At 51.5% G+C, this 18,118-nt stretch carries 12 protein-coding genes; 6 read left to right on the top strand and 6 right to left on the bottom strand.

The window, feature by feature from the left end; translation table 11 throughout:
• The coding region (locus ABEB26_RS22315; RefSeq protein ID WP_345724295.1) for an IS4 family transposase at positions 1–1,126 on the bottom strand (1,126 nt) is incomplete at its 3' end.
• Between the two features lie 292 nt (positions 1,127–1,418).
• Positions 1,419–1,706: a 30S ribosomal protein S20 gene (gene rpsT, locus ABEB26_RS22310; RefSeq protein ID WP_041303832.1), complete on the bottom strand. Its 288-nt coding sequence runs from the start codon at positions 1,704–1,706 to the stop codon at positions 1,419–1,421.
• 102 nt (positions 1,707–1,808) lie between these two features.
• On the opposite strand from rpsT, the gene murJ reads away from it, so the two are divergent.
• Both murJ and ABEB26_RS22300 read left to right on the top strand, forming a co-directional pair.
• Entirely contained in the window at positions 1,809–3,650 is a 1,842-nt protein-coding gene (gene murJ / locus ABEB26_RS22305; protein WP_345724294.1) for a murein biosynthesis integral membrane protein MurJ, read from the top strand.
• 112 nt (positions 3,651–3,762) lie between these two features.
• Entirely contained in the window at positions 3,763–4,188 is a 426-nt protein-coding gene (locus ABEB26_RS22300) for a hypothetical protein (RefSeq protein WP_345724293.1), read from the top strand.
• A 52-nt stretch (positions 4,189–4,240) separates the two neighbouring features.
• Here the strand turns inward: ABEB26_RS22300 and ABEB26_RS22295 are convergent, their stop codons facing one another.
• The 4 genes from ABEB26_RS22295 to ABEB26_RS22280 all read right to left on the bottom strand — a co-directional run bounded on the left by ABEB26_RS22295 (position 4,241) and on the right by ABEB26_RS22280 (position 13,077).
• The gene (locus tag ABEB26_RS22295; RefSeq protein WP_345724292.1) at positions 4,241–5,776 is read right to left on the bottom strand and encodes a family 8 glycosyl hydrolase; all 1,536 of its coding nucleotides are present in this window, start codon (positions 5,774–5,776) and stop codon (positions 4,241–4,243) included.
• An 83-nt stretch (positions 5,777–5,859) separates the two neighbouring features.
• On the bottom strand, positions 5,860–7,668 hold the full coding sequence (locus tag ABEB26_RS22290) for a glycosyl hydrolase family 8 (protein ID WP_345724291.1): 1,809 nt from the start codon (positions 7,666–7,668) through the stop codon (positions 5,860–5,862).
• A 165-nt stretch (positions 7,669–7,833) separates the two neighbouring features.
• Complete coding sequence (locus tag ABEB26_RS22285; RefSeq protein WP_345724290.1) at positions 7,834–10,362, bottom strand: glycoside hydrolase family 48 protein; 2,529 nt, start codon at positions 10,360–10,362, stop codon at positions 7,834–7,836.
• A gap of 174 nt (positions 10,363–10,536) precedes the next feature.
• Entirely contained in the window at positions 10,537–13,077 is a 2,541-nt protein-coding gene (locus tag ABEB26_RS22280) for a glycoside hydrolase family 9 protein (protein WP_345724289.1), read from the bottom strand.
• Between the two features lie 457 nt (positions 13,078–13,534).
• Between ABEB26_RS22280 and ABEB26_RS22275 the strand changes: the two genes are divergently transcribed.
• The 4 genes from ABEB26_RS22275 (at position 13,535) to ABEB26_RS22260 (ending at position 18,106) form a co-directional block, all read left to right on the top strand.
• Positions 13,535–14,557 carry a LacI family DNA-binding transcriptional regulator gene (locus ABEB26_RS22275; RefSeq protein ID WP_345724288.1) on the top strand — a complete coding sequence of 341 codons (1,023 nt, stop codon included), beginning with the start codon at positions 13,535–13,537 and terminating at the stop codon, positions 14,555–14,557.
• Positions 14,558–14,684: 127 nt separating this feature from the next.
• Complete coding sequence (locus ABEB26_RS22270) at positions 14,685–16,145, top strand: sugar ABC transporter substrate-binding protein (protein ID WP_345724287.1); 1,461 nt, start codon at positions 14,685–14,687, stop codon at positions 16,143–16,145.
• A 78-nt stretch (positions 16,146–16,223) separates the two neighbouring features.
• On the top strand, positions 16,224–17,201 hold the full coding sequence (locus ABEB26_RS22265) for a carbohydrate ABC transporter permease (protein WP_345724286.1): 978 nt from the start codon (positions 16,224–16,226) through the stop codon (positions 17,199–17,201).
• A gap of 11 nt (positions 17,202–17,212) precedes the next feature.
• Positions 17,213–18,106, top strand: coding sequence for a carbohydrate ABC transporter permease (locus tag ABEB26_RS22260; protein WP_345724285.1), 894 nt, complete (start codon positions 17,213–17,215; stop codon positions 18,104–18,106).
• The last annotated feature ends 12 nt before the right edge of the window (positions 18,107–18,118 follow it).

Here is an 18,118-nt window from a genome sequence, read left to right as displayed (position 1 = left end):
GATCAAGGGTGCGGGTACGCGCAGCATCATGGATGACCGTGCGAATACAATAGTGGGCCAGTAATAACCCATATAATTCTTGGATGACCCCAACGGGCTGCTGGCTTCGCAACGGCTGTCGCGCAATACGTTGATGGGTATCAAGTTCATCAATGACCAACGCAATCTCCCACCGTTCGTGATAGGCGCAAACGAGATCAGCGGCGGGATAGCGGCTCGGATCGAGCAAGCTCGTCACCACACGATGCATCGTCGTGGTATCCCCTAGGGCCGGATCGGTGAGCCGGTAGGAGATCATGCGTAATTGGATGCCACCCTCCCGCACGGGACGACCGTGGTTAACGGGTGTGATCGTAATCAAGGCTGACCCATCGGCCAAGGTCTCGTAGATCTGGGGGCGGACACTGAGTGACAACCGTGCAAGGACCTGTGCACCCCGTGCTTGCGCCTGCGCAAACATCCGATAAGAATGGAAGCCACGATCCCACATTAAGAGCATATTCGGTTGGAGTTTGCGCAACATCCGATAGCCACCAACCCGTTCATGGGTCAGGCATGGCCAAAATCCAGCATCCACGATTGCATGCGTGCCACACTCGACCAAATACACCGCGCGGAGTTGTGGAAACGCGCTGGCTCCACGAGAGCCACGCATGCGACCAAATACCGCCTCATTCCTCGGCGTATCAGGGACAATTTCGGTGGTGCTGTCAATGGCCATGAGTCGATAACCGAAGAGAAAGGCATCAGGCGTGGCGGGGGTTGCCAAAGGGACACAGCATTGATGGAAGAGGGTCACAAATGGACGGGCACCGAGTTGATAGCGACGATAGCAGAGCGCGCTTCGGCTTGGCAGGGGAAAGGTGGAATCAGGCCAAATAAAGCGCAGGCCACGGATTAATTTCTGGAAGACATGCTCGATGGACAGATGTGACCACAGATGCATTGCCACGACAAGCCAGATCATGCTGGCGTGAGAGAGTTTCCGCACGCGTTGTTGGCGGCGTGATGCATGGGTGAGTGCCTGCATCACGCTTGTGGGCGGGAGTACGTGGGTAAACAGATCGACGGTGAGGGCATCGGGAAGGCGGGTGTCCGTAGGAATCGACCGGAGGGAAAAGCGCATGCGTTTGGCTCCTTGCACCGTGAAGACGCTCAGGCGATCATACACGACACGGAGCATGTGGATTTCGGTTGGGGAGACTGCGCAGAATAGGAGCTGTTGGCCTTATTTGAACGGCATTGGGTTAAGTCCCATAATGCCATTGGAAGGAGGGGCTCGGGGCATAGCAGTTGTCAACCTCATTAACCATGACAACGAGTGCCGGACTCCTGAATTCTGACCCCTCGCATCCGCTTAACGCAAAAAAGCCCAAAATAGGGCTTTCGTTGCAGAGAATTGCTAAAAATGGCGCAGCTTATTGCACAGTGGTGCGTGTGCCGATGCCGTTAGCAATGTTAAAGCGGCGAACCAACCGTGATTTACGGCGGGCAGCTTGGTTTTTGTGAATGATGCCTTTAGCGGCGGCTTGATCAAGTGCCTTCAAGGCTGCTGCCAACGATTCTTTGCTAGCTTCGTTTTTGGCATTGACGCTTTGGGCTGATTTTTTGACCAAGGTTTTGAGTGCTGAGCGCACCATGACGTTGCGGTTATGGCGGCGAGCATTTGTCCGAATACGTTTGCGGGCGGAAGCTGTATTAGCCAACGTGACCTCCTCGAAGGTTTGGTATCATAAGAAAACGCCGAGGCCACGCAGCCTGCGGCTAATTTGGTTTCGCGACGATGGATTATACCAGAAAGAATCAAAATGAGCAACGAGTCCTTATCGACGACTCCCGCGCCAACCCCCAGCCCATTCCGTAAACGCTCGATGAGTGCCCTGTTGAATAGCGCAATTGTGATGTTGGGCTATTTATTGAGCCGCGTAATTGGCATTGTGCGTCAAACGGTCTTATCAAGCTATTTTGGCACAAATATTGTTAGCGATATCTATACCACAGCCTTTCAAATTCCCGATTTGTTATATTTGGTGATTATTGGTGGAGCCTTGGGCACGGCCTTTATTCCAATTTTTATCGAAGCTTATACCAAAGAAACTCATGAACGCGCTTGGCAAGTGGCGAATTTGGTGATCAACGCTGCATTAACCGTGCTGAGTGTTGTATCGTTGGCAATTTTGCTGCTGGCTGACCCCTTGCTGCGTTGGCTCAACCCAACCTATACGCCCGAACAACTGGGCTTGGCAATTTATTTGGTGCGCTTGTTTATGCTCTCGCCGCTGTTGCTCGGTTTGGGTGGTTTGGCCATGGCAACGCTGAATGCGCTTGATCATTTCACGCTGCCAGCTCTGGTTCCGGTGATTTATAACGTGGCGATTATTGCTGGAATTGTGCTGATCGGGCCGTTGTTGGTACGCTTTGGCTGGGTACAGCACCCGATTAGCGTGGTTGAGCATAATGGGCAGCTGGTTTCAATTGAAGGAGCGGCGTGGGGCGTGGTGTTGGGGGCGTTGCTTTATTTAGTTTGTCAATTGCCTGTGCTTTATCGCTCAGGCTTTCGCTATCGGGTGTTGTTCAACTGGCGCGATGCCGCCTTGCGCCGCATTGGCCTGTTGATGGGGCCACGGGTGTTTGGCCAAGCGGCGATGCAAATCAACACCATTGCGATTTTTAGCTTTGCTAAATTGTTTGGCGATGGCCGTGCCACGGCTTTGAGCAATGCCCTGACCTTAATGTTACTGCCGCATGGAATTTTTGCCCTCAGTTTGGCTACGGTCATGTTTCCGCAACTCAGCCGCTTGGATGCTGCTGGCGATCACGAGGGCTTTAATCAAACCACCCGTAGCACCTTGGGTACAGTCTTATGGGCGATTATTCCCGCCGCTGCTGGCTTGATGATGCTAGCCACGCCGATTGTGCAAGTGCTCTTCCAACGCGGCAACTTCGATAGCCAATCGACCTTGTGGGTGGTGCAGGCCTTGATCATGTATGCTACCGCCTTGCCCGCCTTTGGAGTCGCCGAAATTCTGATTCGTGGCTTTTATGCCCGCCAAGAAACCACGATCCCAGTGGTGATTGGGGTGGTGACCGTGGCGTTGAATATCGGCTTGTGCTGGCTACTAAGCCAGTATAGCACCAGCCATATTGGCTTAGCGGGCGCATTTAGCATTACCAATAACCTCGAATTACTGCTGTTGCTGATGATGTGGCGGCGACGCAATGGCAATCTTGATGCGACTGGTCAATTGCGCCGCTCTTTGCTGATTACCTTGGTGAGTTCGTTGGCGATGGTGTTGGTATTGCAAGCACCAGTCTATGCCTTGCTGATTGCTGGCCTGCTTGGGCTGGATTATACTTGGCGGCGTTGGGGGCGGCAGCGCTGGCCGCAGGCTGGTCAAGTGCCAATTTGGTTGGGCTTGGCACTAGCTATGTTGGCATGCGTGGGCTTAGGCTGGCAATTACAGCTATTCGATCTGGCAACATGGCTCCAGATTGCGCCACAAGCTCAGAGTTTATGGGGTTTGCTTGGCTCGTTGGTTTTCAATGGCTTGCTGGCAATTGCAGTTTATTTTGCCTGCTCAAGTGCTTTGGGTGCGCCCGAAGCCGCAGTTTGGCAACAACGAATTTTGGGTCGTTTGAAACGGCGCTAAATTAGCTGTGACCTAATTCACACCCTAATTGCTCAATCGGTGACAGAAACTGACACATTTGCCAATTATAGTGCCTACATCAACAGATAAATATGTATGGAGGAACGTAATCATGGCTAATCGACGGATTTCAACGATTGTGATGGCAGTTTTGGGTGTGGTGATGCTGATTGGTTTATTCTTGCCCTATCTGAAAAGTACCACAACCGATTTCTCAATCAGTGTGTTTCAAACCTTTGGCAGCGATCTTAAAGGGCTTGTTCCAGAAAGTAGCAAGATACTGTATATGATTATTGCGGCTGCGGTGGCAGTTGGTGGTTTATTCGCACTATTGAGCCTCACAGGTAAAAAAGTTTTTGGAGTATTCAGTATTATTGTTAGTTTTCTGATTGCAGCATTCCATGGTTTATTGACGGCTGGTTTATCAGAAGAACGCGAAGTTATCCCTGGTTTAGGTTTTTGGTTACTCTTAGGAGTTAGCCTAGTGCTATTTGTTACGAGTATTGTCTTTGTAGCCCGCAAACCCAAACTTGCCTAATTCGTAGTTCGAAGAGCGGCGGCAGTTCCACCTAACTGCCGCCGTTTTGTATTTAACTATTCGATTTGGCAAATGGCAGATACATTCGGAAATTTAAGTTGGGCGCAATTGTTGGTGTACGGGTGATTGTTGGCGCAGTGGTTGGCGTGCGACTGGGCGTGACCGTGATGGTGGCAGGCGTACCAGTTGGAGTACGGGTTGCGGTGTTGCTTGGGGTTGTGGTTGCTGTACGAGTTGGTGTATTGGTTGGCGTGCGAGTGATTGTTAGCGTAGCGGTTGGGGTGGCAGTGCCGCCATTGCCACTTTGGGCCATTTCATACAAATTGGGGAAATTGCCCGTGAGCAGCAACATGCTCAGCAAGCGCCAAGCATTGGGATAATAGCTGTTGGGCGTATCTTTAGTGGCGAGCACAGCGTTGTAGGCTTGTTGCGGCGTGGTTTTGAGGCTAGCAGTTGCCGCACCACAATTAACTGCTTGCGGAGCTGGAGCCGCCCAAATTGCCGCCGCCGCGTTGGCCACAAAAAACACCCCACGATAATTATCGACCGATGTGCCGTCAAGCCGATAGCGTGCTTGCAGGTTGTCGATGCCCACGCTGCTGAAAAAACCACCAATTTCGTTCATGGTTTCGCGTGAGTTGTTGGTGTTGTACCACGCCTTGTCGATGGCAATGCGCCATGCAAACCGCGCTGCATCATAGCTCCACCAAGCCGATTCTTCTGGTTGCCACGAAACATATTGCACATCACCGTCATATTGATTCCAATTGGGTACAAGTTTGGAACAATTGCCTGCTTTGGCTTGCACCAAGTTGGTGATGGCGTAGTTGCGGGTGTTGACGGCGGCCCATTCAGGATTTTTGTTGGTAAATTTGCCAAAGACCGTGCTATAGCCAGGCGAGAAATATGAAAGATTAACAATACCTTGAGGATATTCGGTCGCGGTTGACCATGAATCACCTGGCAGTAGTTCGTTGCCTTCATTGTTGGGCAAGCCAGCGGGTGGGTTGCTGCCAGCATGATCAACTTCATAGCTATAAATATTGTTGATCATGGTGCTGGCAAGTGTGCAATAATTCAGGCCATTGCTGCTAGCGGGCCAAACTCCCTGTTGTACTTTGACACAGGCATTGACTAGGCCCATGGCGATATCTTCATCGCCATCGGTGGCTGCGCCGCTGCCATTAATTTGGCCTGGATTGCCGATGTGCCAATGCATCAGGCCTCGACTGGTAAAATAATCACGAGTAAATAGCCATAAACCGTCGAAGGTTGCTTGATCATCGAATAATGAGGCGAAGAGCAAGCCATAGCCTTGGCCCTCAGAGACTGTGGTGCTATTGCTAACTCCACCCAGCACCCGCAAACGTCCGCCGCCCCCAGCGTTGTTGCTAGTAATTTGAGCGCTTTTCCATTCATTCCAAGCTTGAGTGAGATCGGTCACGTTGTAGCTAATGCCCGAAGCTTGATTGTAGGGAAAGGTAAATGCTTGCGGATTGGCGCTAGCCGATTGCTGACGGGGTAATGTAAGGCCGAGGCCAACTAAAATAACCAAAATAAGCCAACGTGAGTGGAATGCTTGCTTCATCGAGGTTGCTCCTACACACAAAAACAAGGATGCAGTTTTGCCTGCATCCTTGCAATAAACCAACGGCTAGTATACCAACAATCCTATGGCGCGACGCTACAAGCTGTGCCATTGAGGGTAAGGCTGGTTGGTTTGGGGTTGCTGCCATTGTAGCTGGCTTGGAAACCAAAGCTGGCAGTTCCACCACTACCAATGAAGCCATTCCAGCCTACATTGTTGACGCTGACTGCTTGGCCAGTTTGGCTGACAGTTCCATTCCAGAGATTGCTAATTTGTTGATTGCCTGCGAAATTCCAGCGCACATTCCAGTTGTTGATTGCTGCGCCGTTGTTGCGAATGCTGACATCGGCGGTAAAACCACTACCCCAATCGTTGCTGATGCTATAGCTGATTTGGCATGCGCCAGCAATCGGGGTATTGGTTGGCGGCACGCTAGTCGGAATAGTGGTTGGAATCGGGGTCAGAGTTGGAATTGGGGTCAAAATTGGTGTGATTGTGACTGGGGTATTGGTTGGCCGTGGCGTGCTGGTTGGTGGTACGTTGGTTGGCCGTGGCGTGTTGGTTGGTGGCACGCTGGTTGGCACAGGTGTGTTGGTTGGCGTAACACCGTTGGCCAATTCGTAAATGTTGGGGAAATTGCCAGTCAACAACAACATGCTCATCAAACGCCAAGCATTGACATAATACGAATTTGGCGCATCTTTAGTCGTCAAAACCATGTTATAGGCTTGTTGCGGGCTAGTTTTGAGCGTGCCTGTAGCAGCGCCACAATTGACAGCTTGGGCTGCGGGAGCGGCCCAAATTGCCGCTGCTGCATTGGCGACGAAGAACACCCCACGATAATTATCAACTGATGTGCCGTTCATTCGATAGCGAGCCTGCACATTTTCGATGCCCACGCTGCTGAAGAAACCACCAACTTCGTTCATGGTTTCGCGTGAGCTAGCGGTGTTGTACCACGCTTTATCGACGGCAACGCGCCATGCAAAGCGGGCTGCGTCATAGCTCCACCAGGCATATTCTTCGGGCTGCCACGAAACTAACTGGGCATCGCCATCATATTGGTTCCAGTTGGGCACGAGCTTCGAGCAGTTGCCTGGCCGTGATTGAGCGAGGTTGGTAATTTCATAATTGCGGGTGTTGACGGCTTCCCATTCGCTGGTTTTGCCTGTGAATTTACCAAATACCGTGAAATAGCCAGGTGAGAAATACGAGAGATTGACGATGCCTTCAGGATAATCGCGGGCCAAATTCCAGCCATCGCCGGGCAATAATTCGTTGCCTGGGTTGCTGGGCAAGCCTGCCACTGGCGATGAACCTGGGTGATCAACTTCATACGTGTAAATGTTATTGATCATGGTGGTGGCAAGGCTACAATAATCTAAACCATTGCTGCTATTTGGCCAAACGCCCTTGCGCACTTTGATACAAGCGTTGAGCAAACCGAGGGCAATATCTTCATCGCCATCGGTGGCGGCATAACTGCCGCGTAATTGACCAGGATTGCCAATGTGCCAGTGCATCAAACCGTTGGGGTCGAGGTGATCGCGGGTGAACAACCACAACCCATCGAGGGTGGTTTGGTCATCGAACAGCGAGGCAAACAAAATGCCATAACCTTGGCCTTCGGAGACGGTCGATGAGCTATCGACCCCACCCATCACCCGTAGCCGATTGCCGCCGCCAGCATTATTGGCGGTAATCATATTGCTTTTCCACTCGTTCCAAGCCTGCGTGAGATCGGTCACATTGTAGCTAATGCCCGAAGCTTGATTGTATGGGAACAATAATGGGCTGACGCTATTGCCTTGAGCAGCTTTGGATTGCCACCATGGCACGGTCAGTAGCGTGAGTAACGCCACCATCAGTAACATTTTGCGATGGTTTAACATCAAACAACCTCCAAAAGAACAACTGAGAAAAAAGAGGGCGGGCAATCAATTACTGCCGCCCTCAGTCTACTATTTATTAAGATATTTAATGGATAGCCTAAAAGTCCCGAGTTAATATTTATTAAGTGATGCTCGCCAGCCGGCGCTAGCGAGCATCGTGAGAGCTTACTGGAACAAGCGATCGTATTCGGCGTAGGCCATTGCGATATCAGCTTGGGCCCAGAAGCGGTGGTAGGTGAAGGTTGGCGCAGGGCCACCATTAAGGTAGGCTTGCACTGCTGGGAAGGCTGGATCATCTTCGTACTTGGTGCGAATGCTCAAGAAGGTTGATGAATTGTTGATTGGATCACCATTGGCCATGGTGCCAGTCCAGCCTTGTGGCACTGATACAGGATCATCGAAGCGGTTGTAATCGCGGCGGGTTTCTGGGTTAGCAACCCCCTTATCATCGCGATACTCTGACCACATGCGGTCGATCAATTCTTTGGCCATGGTTTGTGAAGCGACGTGTTGCGTGCCATAGCGCTTGGTAGCAGCACTGTAGTACATCAAGGTCTTGGCATAGGCAGCGGCAACACCTACGTCTTGGGTCTTATCGACAACCGTGACGTGTAAATTGGTGTTCGCGGCTGGGTTGCTGGCGTTCCACGTAGCTGGTTGGCCAGTCCAAGCCAAGGTTGAGGGAATTTCATAGCTGCCATTGCTGGTCAAGGTGGTGTTGACCAAAGCCCAAGTTACCCACTTGTCGAGCACGTTTTTGGCTTTGACATCGCCTGAAGCATAGTAATATTCAGCGACCCGTTCCATCGACCAAGCTTGGAAACCAAACCAGGTGTTGCTGGCAGGATCGTGATAGACTGGTTTTTCGTCGTAGGCCATGTTGTAGAAGGTGCTGGTTCCGGCTGGGGCTGCTTCGTAGCGGCCATTCCAGCTGTTGGTAGCACCGCCAGCAATTGCGCCTTCGCTTGATTGCAACCAGGTGTAGAACTCGATTTGGCGGGTCAAACTGATGTTCCAGTCGCGAGCGCCATTGGTTGAAGCTGGTTTGAAGGCTGGTTGGCTGCCCAAAATCCAGGCTGCCATTGGGTTTTGATAGCCAAAGTGATTGTGGCTACTGCCGATGCGCCATGCCCAGCCGCCGCCATTGCCAATCGAACCGCCCCAAGCGTAGTACCACGACAACAGATAGTGAGCGCTGTTGTAGCCTGAGCCTGCTGGACACGAGGTTGAGGTACAACCAATTTGCTTGAAGTATTTATCGAAGAAGGCATAGCGCAAGTAGTCGCCCATCTTGGCGGCCTTGGTTACCAAACCATTGACGATTGGTGAGCCACCTTGTTCGTCGGCCCATACTTTTGCCCAGTAGATCGCTTGGACAGCGCGGGCATCGGCATCGGGGGCGTTGGTGTAGCGCCATTGGCGAGCGTAGCTAGCATCGCCAGTGAACAAGTTCAAGAAGCCGAAGGGGCCGCCATCATTGAAGCTTTCCCACGATGGATGGGGCACGGTTTCCCAAACTGATTCTTGAGCGCCCCGTTGGAAGGTGTTGATATATGATGGTTTGCTGGTGCCATCGCCACGGCGACCATAGCCATACCAGTTATCAACGTCGAGCAGCCAGTGCATGCCATAGACATCGCTGGTGCCATAAGCCGAGCGTAATTCGGCGGCAATTGGATCTTGGCCAACTGAAACATTGGTTTGCAATTGTGATGGATATTGGCTGGGCAATTCCCATTCGCCAGCATAGGTGGCTGGGCTGTTAGCATTGTACGAACCACTGCTTGGTTGATCTTGGCTAGTTGGAATGATGTACATTTCCATGTTGCGCCAAGCATCAGCCAATGGTTGCCAGTTGCCAGTTGCTTCGCCATACATCGCTTCGAGCCACAACCAATAGCTATAGGCTTCAGAAGTGGTTTCGTGGCCATAATCCGGGGCTTCGACAATCAAGGTTTCGATTGAGTGGTAGGGCACACCTTCAGGGCTGAAGTAGCCATTGGCTGGGTTCTTCAACTCAGCATACATTTCCAAGAAGCGTTGATCGTAGGTATCATCGCCTGGTTGGGTTGGGGTGCTGGTTGGTGGCACAACCGTTGGCGTATTGGTTGGTCGTGGCGTGCTCGTTGGGCCGTTGGTCGCGGTTGGCGGTACAGCCGTGTTGGTTGGTGGCACGGTTGTATTAGTTGGCGGCACAGCCGTGTTGGTTGGCACAACCACAGTGTTGGTTGGGCGGGTAGTTGCAGTTGGTGGGGTAGTGGCCGTTGGATTTGGGTTGGTTTCACCACAAACCACACCATTTAATGTAAAGACAGTTGGGATGGCATTAGCACCGCTGTAGGTTCCTTGAAAGCCAAAGTTAACTGCGCCACCGCTACCGATTGCGCCGTTCCAGCCGGCGTTACGCACCGTTACTTGATTGCCAGTTTGGGTTACAACCCCATTCCAGAGGTTGGTAATTTGCTGATTGCCAGCAAAACTCCAGCCAACCGTCCAGCTACTGATGGCTGCACCATTATTTTGAATATTAACATCGCCGAGGAAGCCACTGCCCCAATCGTTGGGAATGCGATAGGTGACCACACAGCTGGCGGCGGCGGCGGTTGGCTTGGCATTCTGGGTGGTCAACAGGCCACCAATCATCGTTAGCAGTGCTAACAACATCGCCCCTCGGGCGTAATAGTGCCGAGACATACATACTCCTTGGGTAAATGAAAAGTTCAGAGACAATACGAAGCGAACCTCTGCCCAATCGACGGCAGAGCTATCTATTTCCATACAACTAGCCAGCGTAGCCCAGGCAATGCTTGCATAAAACAGCGCGGATTGTTCGCTGCAAACATTGCCGAGGATTTGCTGATTCGTTGGTTATGGCGCAATCGTACAAGCTGCACCATTCAGGCTGAAGCTTGCGGGAATGCTATTGGTTCCGTTGTTGGTTGCTTGGAAGCCGAAGTTGACTGAACCACCGCTGGCAAGGCTGCCATTCCAGCCAGCGTTGCTGACGCTGACGTTTTGGCCAGTTTGGCTCACCACCCCACTCCAGAGGTTAGTGATTTGTTGATTGCCTGCGAAGCTCCAGGTCAAGTTCCAACTGTTGATCGCTGCGCCACCATTGGTAATTGTGACATCACCAAGGAAGCCGCTGCCCCAATCGTTGGGAATGCGATACTTGACTTGGCATGCCCCAGCGACTGGGGTGTTAGTTGGCAACGGTGTGTTGGTTGGTAATGCCGTTGGCGTGTTAGTTGGGCGGATGGTTGGGGTTGCGCTTGGGCCAACGGTTGGAGTTGCAGTGTTGGTTGGGCGAATAGTTGGGGTTGCGCTTGGCCCCGTGGTTGGGGTTGCGGTATTGGTTGGGCGCACGGTTGGTGTAGCCGTGTTGGTTGGCAAGCTGGTTGCGGTTGGGGTTACGTTGCTGCCACCTGGCTCATCACCAAAGACCTTCACGCCATTGTCATACACTGGAATCCGGCGGGTTTTAACCCGATCGGTGCTGGTGCCAACGCCATTGAACGACCAGTCATTGGTATTGTCCCATTGTTGGGCGTTAGTGTTAGTTGGCAATGAAAGCCGGAATTGCACTTCTTTGCGTGATTCAGATTGACCACCGGGGTAGACATTGACTCCAGCGAAGCCAATTTCGACATAGTAAATCGTGCCAGCCCATTGCTTCAAGCCTGAAACGCCTGAACCTTGGGTGTAGGCGGTGCTGACCGTAACGTCGCTCAAACCATAGCCAGCAGCAAACACTTCGCTCAAATCAACAAAGTAGCGATAGCTAAGTTTGGTTGCGTTGCGGGCCGGCCAAGCACTTTGGTTGTGCAACACACCGCTAATTTCGATGAAGCGTGGGCCTGAAGCATTAACTTTGGCTTCCACGAAAAATTCATCTTCAGGTGTTTCGATTGGTGGGAAGCTGGCGAGTGGAGCGCCACCAAATTCGCTGTACATCCGAGCCAAGGCGCTGGTAAAACCAGCGTTATAGTCAGTCGCCACTTCATTGGCAATATAGTCGCTGCGGCTATCGGTGTAGGCATCGCCCGAACCCTTGGCTGGACCACCAACCAATGCCCCATACAAAATATGGCGTTGATTGACTGGATTGCTCAATGAATCGGTCCATGATCCGTGGGCGGTGCGATGGTGGACATTGACTGGTGAATTATTGCCAAAGCCAACCACATAGCTACTGTTGCGGGGATTGCTGCCCAGCATATAGTTAATTTGGCTGACTGCAAAATCGTGGTAGCGAGCTTTTTTGGTGACATCGGTGATGTAATCGCTGTAGACAAAGGCGGCAAATGAGGTGTTGGCTGAGTAGCGCAAGGCTCCCCAAGTATCCAACTGAGCCAAACCACCCGGCGAATAGGTGATGCGTTGGCCGTTATAGCCAACCGTCCAATAATCCAACCAGCGTTCAGTATCATCTTTATATTGTTGTTTGCCTGTCAATTTGGCCAGCAACAAATAACAGCCATAGGATTTATCATCCCATGCGATGCTCCAGCGATACGATTTGATCGTGCTTTGAGGCTCGGTGCTGAGATTGGCATAATATTGCTCGGCCTTGCTCAGGTAGCTGGCTTCGCCCGTAGCGCGATAGAGCCAAATTGCGCCCCAAACCAACTCATCGTTGTAACCGCTCCACGAGTTGTAGAACGAGGTAGCATCGGTGATACAGTCGCTATATTTGCCGCGCACTGTGTCGGCAAAGGTGTACAGTTGGCGAGCATGGCCCAGCAAGGTATCAGCATATGCTGGGTCGGTTGGTCGGAAGACCATCGATGAGGCGGCCATTGCAGCGGCGGTTTCGCCAGCCAAATCCGAGCCACCACAGGTTGCATCAATTTTGTACGATGGGCGTGGGCCAGCTTGGTCGTCAAGGTGAATAATTTCAGATGGTCCCCAGAAGGCGTGGTCTTTGCCACCATTGCCAACTTGGCCGTAAAGCACGTTTGGTGAGGGATGGGCATTGATGAAGTAGTTGTTGACGAAGCGCAAATTGTTCAGTAATTCGTCAAGTTGGCCGCTTTGGGCATAGGCATCGCGATATTCGACCGCGCCCCAAGCCAGCATTGTGGCCGAAGCTGCCATTGGAAAGCCGAATTTAACGTGATCGCCTGCATCGAACCAACCGCCACTGAGATTGAGACCAACATCAGCGCCATCGGTCAGCACCGAATCGCCGCGCCATGAAACGCGATTCCAGCTTGGTTTTGGTCCAGCTTGTTGGGCTTCGTAGAAGAAAAAGGACTTTTGCAGTGCCTCGCCATACGCATAAGGTGGCTCGGCGGCTTTGGTGGGGGTGGTTGGGCTAATAATTAACCCTGCAATCAGCAAACAAGCAACGAATCCGGCGAGAATCCGCCAGCGTCGGCTCGAACGTTCGAGCGGTGTACTCATCATTGGATACTCCTTCCTGCATTGAAGGCATTTTGTTTGCATTGGCTGGTGTGCTGCTTGGCACATCAGGACGGCTATGGTCACTGTGGTTGCTGTCGGCTGACTTGATCTGGAATTGAGACCGATCCCAATACCAATAGATCTAGTACTTGCCGAGAGGCTAGGAGAGAGGAGAGTGATGCAGTGATGGAATGAGATCGCTCCCAAACACAGTTTGTTATGAAAGTAAAAATATCCTAAATGATTCAATCCAACTTGTCAAGCGTAAATTTTAAAAAGTTTTTAGATTTAGCTTTAGCTTATTCTGAAGGGCTAAACAGCTACTACATACCTATTAAGAGAGCTAGAGAGCATTTTCAGAAAACAACTGCTTGACAAAATACATAAGATCTTTTATTCTCTCCCCAAGACTTCTGAGACCGGTTCCAAAGTAATTTAAATCAGTTTGTGGGGTTTCGCCGTGGAACAACTCACGATTCGCCAAATAGCCCAACTTGCTAATGTTTCACGCTCGACCGTTTCGCGGGTAATCAACAATCATCCCAGCGTGCGGCCCGAAGTGCGACAACGGGTGTTGGAAGTTATTCGCGAACAAGAATACGTTCCGCAGGCAGCCGCTCGTAGTCTGGCAAGCCGCCGAACCAATGTGGTGACCCTGTTGATCCCACGCAGCTCGGCAATTATCTTCACTGACCCATTCTTCCCATTAATTATCCAAGGAATTACCGAAACCTGTTCTGAGCGGGATTATTCGGTGATGCTTTCGATGGTGACCGGAACCCAAGAACGGGATTTCTATCAGCGGGTATTACGCAGTCGGATGACCGACGGTCTGTTGATGCTTTCAAGCGATATTGATGACCCAGTGTTACCCTTGCTGATTAACGACCAAATGCCGTTGGTCTTAATCGGCGAACACCCGTATATGCAGCCAATGTATACCGTTGACGTGGCAAATCGGGCCGGGGCAGTGCTAGCAGTCAGCCATTTATTGCAACTTGGCCATCGACGGATTGGGGCGATTACAGGCCTACTGCAGATGAAAACCGCCATTGATCGCCGTGACGGCTATAAGCAAGCGTTATTGCAAGCAGGCGTTGCCATCGAGCATTCGTTGATGATCGAGGGCGAATTTACCCAAGAGGGTGGCTATGCTGCAATGCGCCAATTGCTTAGCCTCGAACAGCGACCAAGCGCTGTCTTTGTGGCCAGCGACACCATGGCATTAGGAGCCTTACGGGCTATTTACGAGGCCGGGTTACATGCTCCCCACGATATTTCGCTGATCGGCTTTGATGATGTGCCAGGCGCGGCCTATACAACCCCCGCCCTGACGACAATTCACCAACCAATTCAGAAGCTTGGTTGTACTGCCGCCACGATGTTGCTTGACCATCTCGAAGGGCGACCACCGCTCCAGCAACACATCCGTCTCTCACCTTCGTTAGTCTTACGCCAATCGTGCGGGCCACGGGTCGCCTAAACAGCACCCACGGATTCACTAGATCGTATGGTCTGTCGAACACGGGAGTTTTTGGGAGCGATCCCAAATGAGTTCGAATGGACATAGTTGTTCAACTCACTCAACGCCGGAATCAAGGAGGATTCGTATGCAACGCTCACGCCGTCCGTTTATTACTTGGCTAAGCCTCTTAACTCTGATTTCAATGATCTTGGTTGCTTGTGGTGGAGCTGAGACCGCTCCCACAGCAACGACTGCTCCAGCCGCCACCGCAACTACTGCGGCTCAAGTTGAACCAACTGCTGCTGATGCTCCAACCGAAGTTGCCGCAACTGCTGAACCAGCGACCGCTGAGCCAGCTGGTGGCGATGTTGTTACCTTGAAGCTGTGGCACATGCCTAACGGTGCTGCTCCAGCTGATGCCATCCAAGCTGAAATCGATGCCTTCGAAAAAGCTAACCCTGGCATTAACGTTGAGCCAGAAATGCTCGACTGGGGTGCAGCTTTCCAACGCATCCAAACCTCAGTTCAAGGTGGTGAAGGCCCATGTCTGACCCAATTGGGTACGACCTGGAACCCAACCTTTGCTGCAATGGGTGGCTTACGCCCATTCACCGCAGAAGAAATCACCGCCATGGGTGGCAGCGATAGCTTTGTCGCCGCTTCATGGGCAACCTCACAATTGCAAGGTATGGAAGGCACGTTCTCGATTCCATGGTTTGCTGATGTTCGCGCTTTGGCCTATCGCAAAGACTTGTTGGAAAAAGCTGGCTTGAAGCCAGAAGAAGCCTTCAAGGATTGGACCAGCTTCAAGGCTACCTTGGCTACTATCCAAGAACAAAATCCTGACGTTGCTGGGATCGCTTTCCCAGGCCGCAACGACTGGAACGTTTGGCAAAATAGCTCAATGTGGATTTGGAACAGCGGTGGTGATTTGTTGAGCAGCGATCTCAGCGAAGCAACCTTCAACTCAGAAGCAGCTGTGGCTGGGGTTTCAGAATTTGCTAACCTCTACAGCAGCAAATTGACCGTTACCAACACCTTGGAATTGAACTCAGCCCAAGTTGATGCCAGCTTTGGCGATGGCCGCACCTTCAGCGCGATCACTGGCCCATGGTTGATCAGCAATGCTCGCACTGCTGCCGACGCTGGTGGCTGGGCTAACCGCACCGTGGCCGACAACTTGGCCTATGCCGAATTCCCAGCTGGTCCTGGTGGCTCATACACCTTCGTTGGTGGTAGCAACTTGGCCATCTTGAAGAGCTGCGAAAACGCCGATGCCGCTGTCAAGTTCGTTCAATTCTTGGCTGCTAACGAATCACAATTGCGCTACAGCCAAGCCATCGGGATGTTGCCAGCAACCAAGACTGCTCAAGCCGATGCTAGCATCGCCAGCGATGCCTTGTATAGCGTCTTCATCTCAGCTGCTGCTAAGGGCAAAACCTCAGCTCCAATCGCTGAATGGGGTCAAGTTGAGAGCGTTCTCAACGAACAACTTGGTTCACTCTGGGACGATGTAGCAACCGCTGGCGGTCCAGTCAGCCCTGAAGCTGTCAAGACCCGCTTGGATCAAGCTGCTCAAACTGTCAACGAATTGTTGGGTAACTAATCGGACGAGTGTCGTGGCGCAGGGTGTTTGCTCTCTGCGCCACGTCCACCACTGCATCCACGCAATGGAGCGACGTTTATGGCTCTGGCACCAAAAAAAAATAAACTCTCACTCTGGCAACGGATTCGGCAAAACAGCCTAGCATATAAATTTATCGCTCCAACCTTTGTGGCGATGATGGTTGTGCACTTGATTCCGATTGTCCAAGGGTTGTATCTTTCACTCCTCGATGTTCGCCTTACAACCTTAACCCTCTATCTTCGAGCACCATTCGTTGGGCTAAAATACTACATCGAAGTCTTCAACGCGATCTTTGGGCTTGGCGAAGCTGGCGCAAGCTCGCGGGTAACTGGCCTAATTAATGCTGCCTCAAATACATTAGTCTATACCATTTGGACCAATATTGGCACACTCGGCTTGGGTTTGATTCTGGCCATGTTGCTGAATCGTGAATTCCGCTGGCGTGGGATTGCCCGCACCCTTGTGTTGTTGCCGTGGGTCGTGCCAACCTTTGTAACCGGAACAATTTTCAACTTTATTTGGCTTGAACAAGGTGGCCTTGCCAATAAAATCTTGCTTGGCTTGAATATCGTTGATACCCCAATTACTTGGTTGATTGGCCCTAACTCGTTGTATGCCTTGGTAATTGCCACGGTTTGGCGGGGTTTACCCTTCACAACGATTATGTTCCTCGCGGCAATTCAGGTGATTCCAACCGACCTCTACGAAGCGGCTTCGCTCGATGGAGCCAACGGTTGGCAGCGCTTTCGCCACATTACCTTGCCCCTGATTAAGCCGATTGCCGGAACCCAGGTGTTGTTTGGCTTGATTAATGGTTTCTATGGTGGCTATAATATCGCTGTGCAAATGTTTGGCGGTGGTACCGGTTTCGCAGGCGAATACGCCGACTTGCTCGTACCAGCAATTACCCGCCAAACGTGGGAACGCCACTTATATGGATTTGGTTCGGCAGCCTCAGTGATCCTGATGGGCATGCTGTTGGTCTTTGTTGGCATTTGGTATCGTGCATTTCGCGATAGCTTGCGGGCTGAATAAGGAGGCCGTTTATGGGTGTTTCGCTCAGTAAAAAGGCCGAATCGGCCCGACCTGCACGCGCAACCATTAACTATAAAGCATGGTTACTTGATCGTGGTGGCGATATCTTATTGCTGGTGATCATTGCCTTGATGTTGTTGCCAATTATCTTCTTGGTGGTTGGCTCGTTCAAATCGCGCGAAGAGTTCGCAGTTGGCAGTAATTTCTTTCCAAGCGACTGGCGATTTGAAAATTATAACGAGATGTGGACACGGGTTAAGTTTGGTACCTATTTCAGCAATAGCTTAATTATTTGTGGCATTACCACACTGGTTGTCACGATTTTGGCATCGATGTCGGGCTATGCCTTGGCACGGTTCCGCTTTCCGGGTGCTGGTGGGTTGAGTATGGCGATTTTGGGAACCCAATTAGTGCCTGGCACGCTGTTCCTGATTCCGTTGTATATGACCTTCCTTTGGATGAAAAATAACCTTGGAATTCCCTTGATTGGCACCAATTTTGGCGCGATTGTGCTGTATGTTGGGTTCTTCTTGCCAATCTCGCTCTGGATTCAGCGCAGTTTCTTTGCGACGATTCCAATAGATTTGGAAGAACAGGCCATGGTCGATGGAGCAACTCGCTTCCAAGCCTTTGTCTATATCGTTATGCCATTGGCAGGCCCAGGTGTGATTTCAACCGCGATCTTTGTGTTCTTGACTGCATGGGACGAATTGTTGTTTGCATGGGTTTTGAACGTTCAAACGATTCCGGTCGGGATTCGCCAATTCACGGGGGTGGCTGGCTCGCAAAATCGCTACGAGTTGCTTTCGGCAGCGTCGGTGGTGATTATTCTGCCAGTTGCCGCGATGTTCTTCCTGTTGCAAAAGCGTTTTATCGCTGGCCTCACCGCTGGCGCAGTCAAATAGATTTATTTTCTC

Source organism: Herpetosiphon gulosus (genome assembly GCF_039545135.1).
Lineage (GTDB): Bacteria > Chloroflexota > Chloroflexia > Chloroflexales > Herpetosiphonaceae > Herpetosiphon > Herpetosiphon gulosus.
The sequence above is the reverse complement of the archived record's forward strand: the minus strand, read 5'-3'. Positions and strand labels throughout refer to the sequence as shown.

What these genes read in the sequence shown, in the direction of transcription:
- murJ (WP_345724294.1), top strand. Translation starts at nt 1,809, where the DNA reads ATGAGCAACGAGTCCTTATCGACGACTCCCGCGCCAACCCCCAGCCCA.
- ABEB26_RS22270 (WP_345724287.1), top strand. Translation starts at nt 14,685, where the DNA reads ATGCAACGCTCACGCCGTCCGTTTATTACTTGGCTAAGCCTCTTAACT.
- ABEB26_RS22260 (WP_345724285.1), top strand. Translation starts at nt 17,213, where the DNA reads ATGGGTGTTTCGCTCAGTAAAAAGGCCGAATCGGCCCGACCTGCACGC.
- ABEB26_RS22290 (WP_345724291.1), bottom strand. Translation starts at nt 7,668, where the DNA reads ATGTTAAACCATCGCAAAATGTTACTGATGGTGGCGTTACTCACGCTA.
- ABEB26_RS22265 (WP_345724286.1), top strand. Translation starts at nt 16,224, where the DNA reads ATGGCTCTGGCACCAAAAAAAAATAAACTCTCACTCTGGCAACGGATT.
- ABEB26_RS22285 (WP_345724290.1), bottom strand. Translation starts at nt 10,362, where the DNA reads ATGTCTCGGCACTATTACGCCCGAGGGGCGATGTTGTTAGCACTGCTA.
- ABEB26_RS22280 (WP_345724289.1), bottom strand. Translation starts at nt 13,077, where the DNA reads ATGATGAGTACACCGCTCGAACGTTCGAGCCGACGCTGGCGGATTCTC.
- ABEB26_RS22295 (WP_345724292.1), bottom strand. Translation starts at nt 5,776, where the DNA reads ATGAAGCAAGCATTCCACTCACGTTGGCTTATTTTGGTTATTTTAGTT.
- ABEB26_RS22300 (WP_345724293.1), top strand. Translation starts at nt 3,763, where the DNA reads ATGGCTAATCGACGGATTTCAACGATTGTGATGGCAGTTTTGGGTGTG.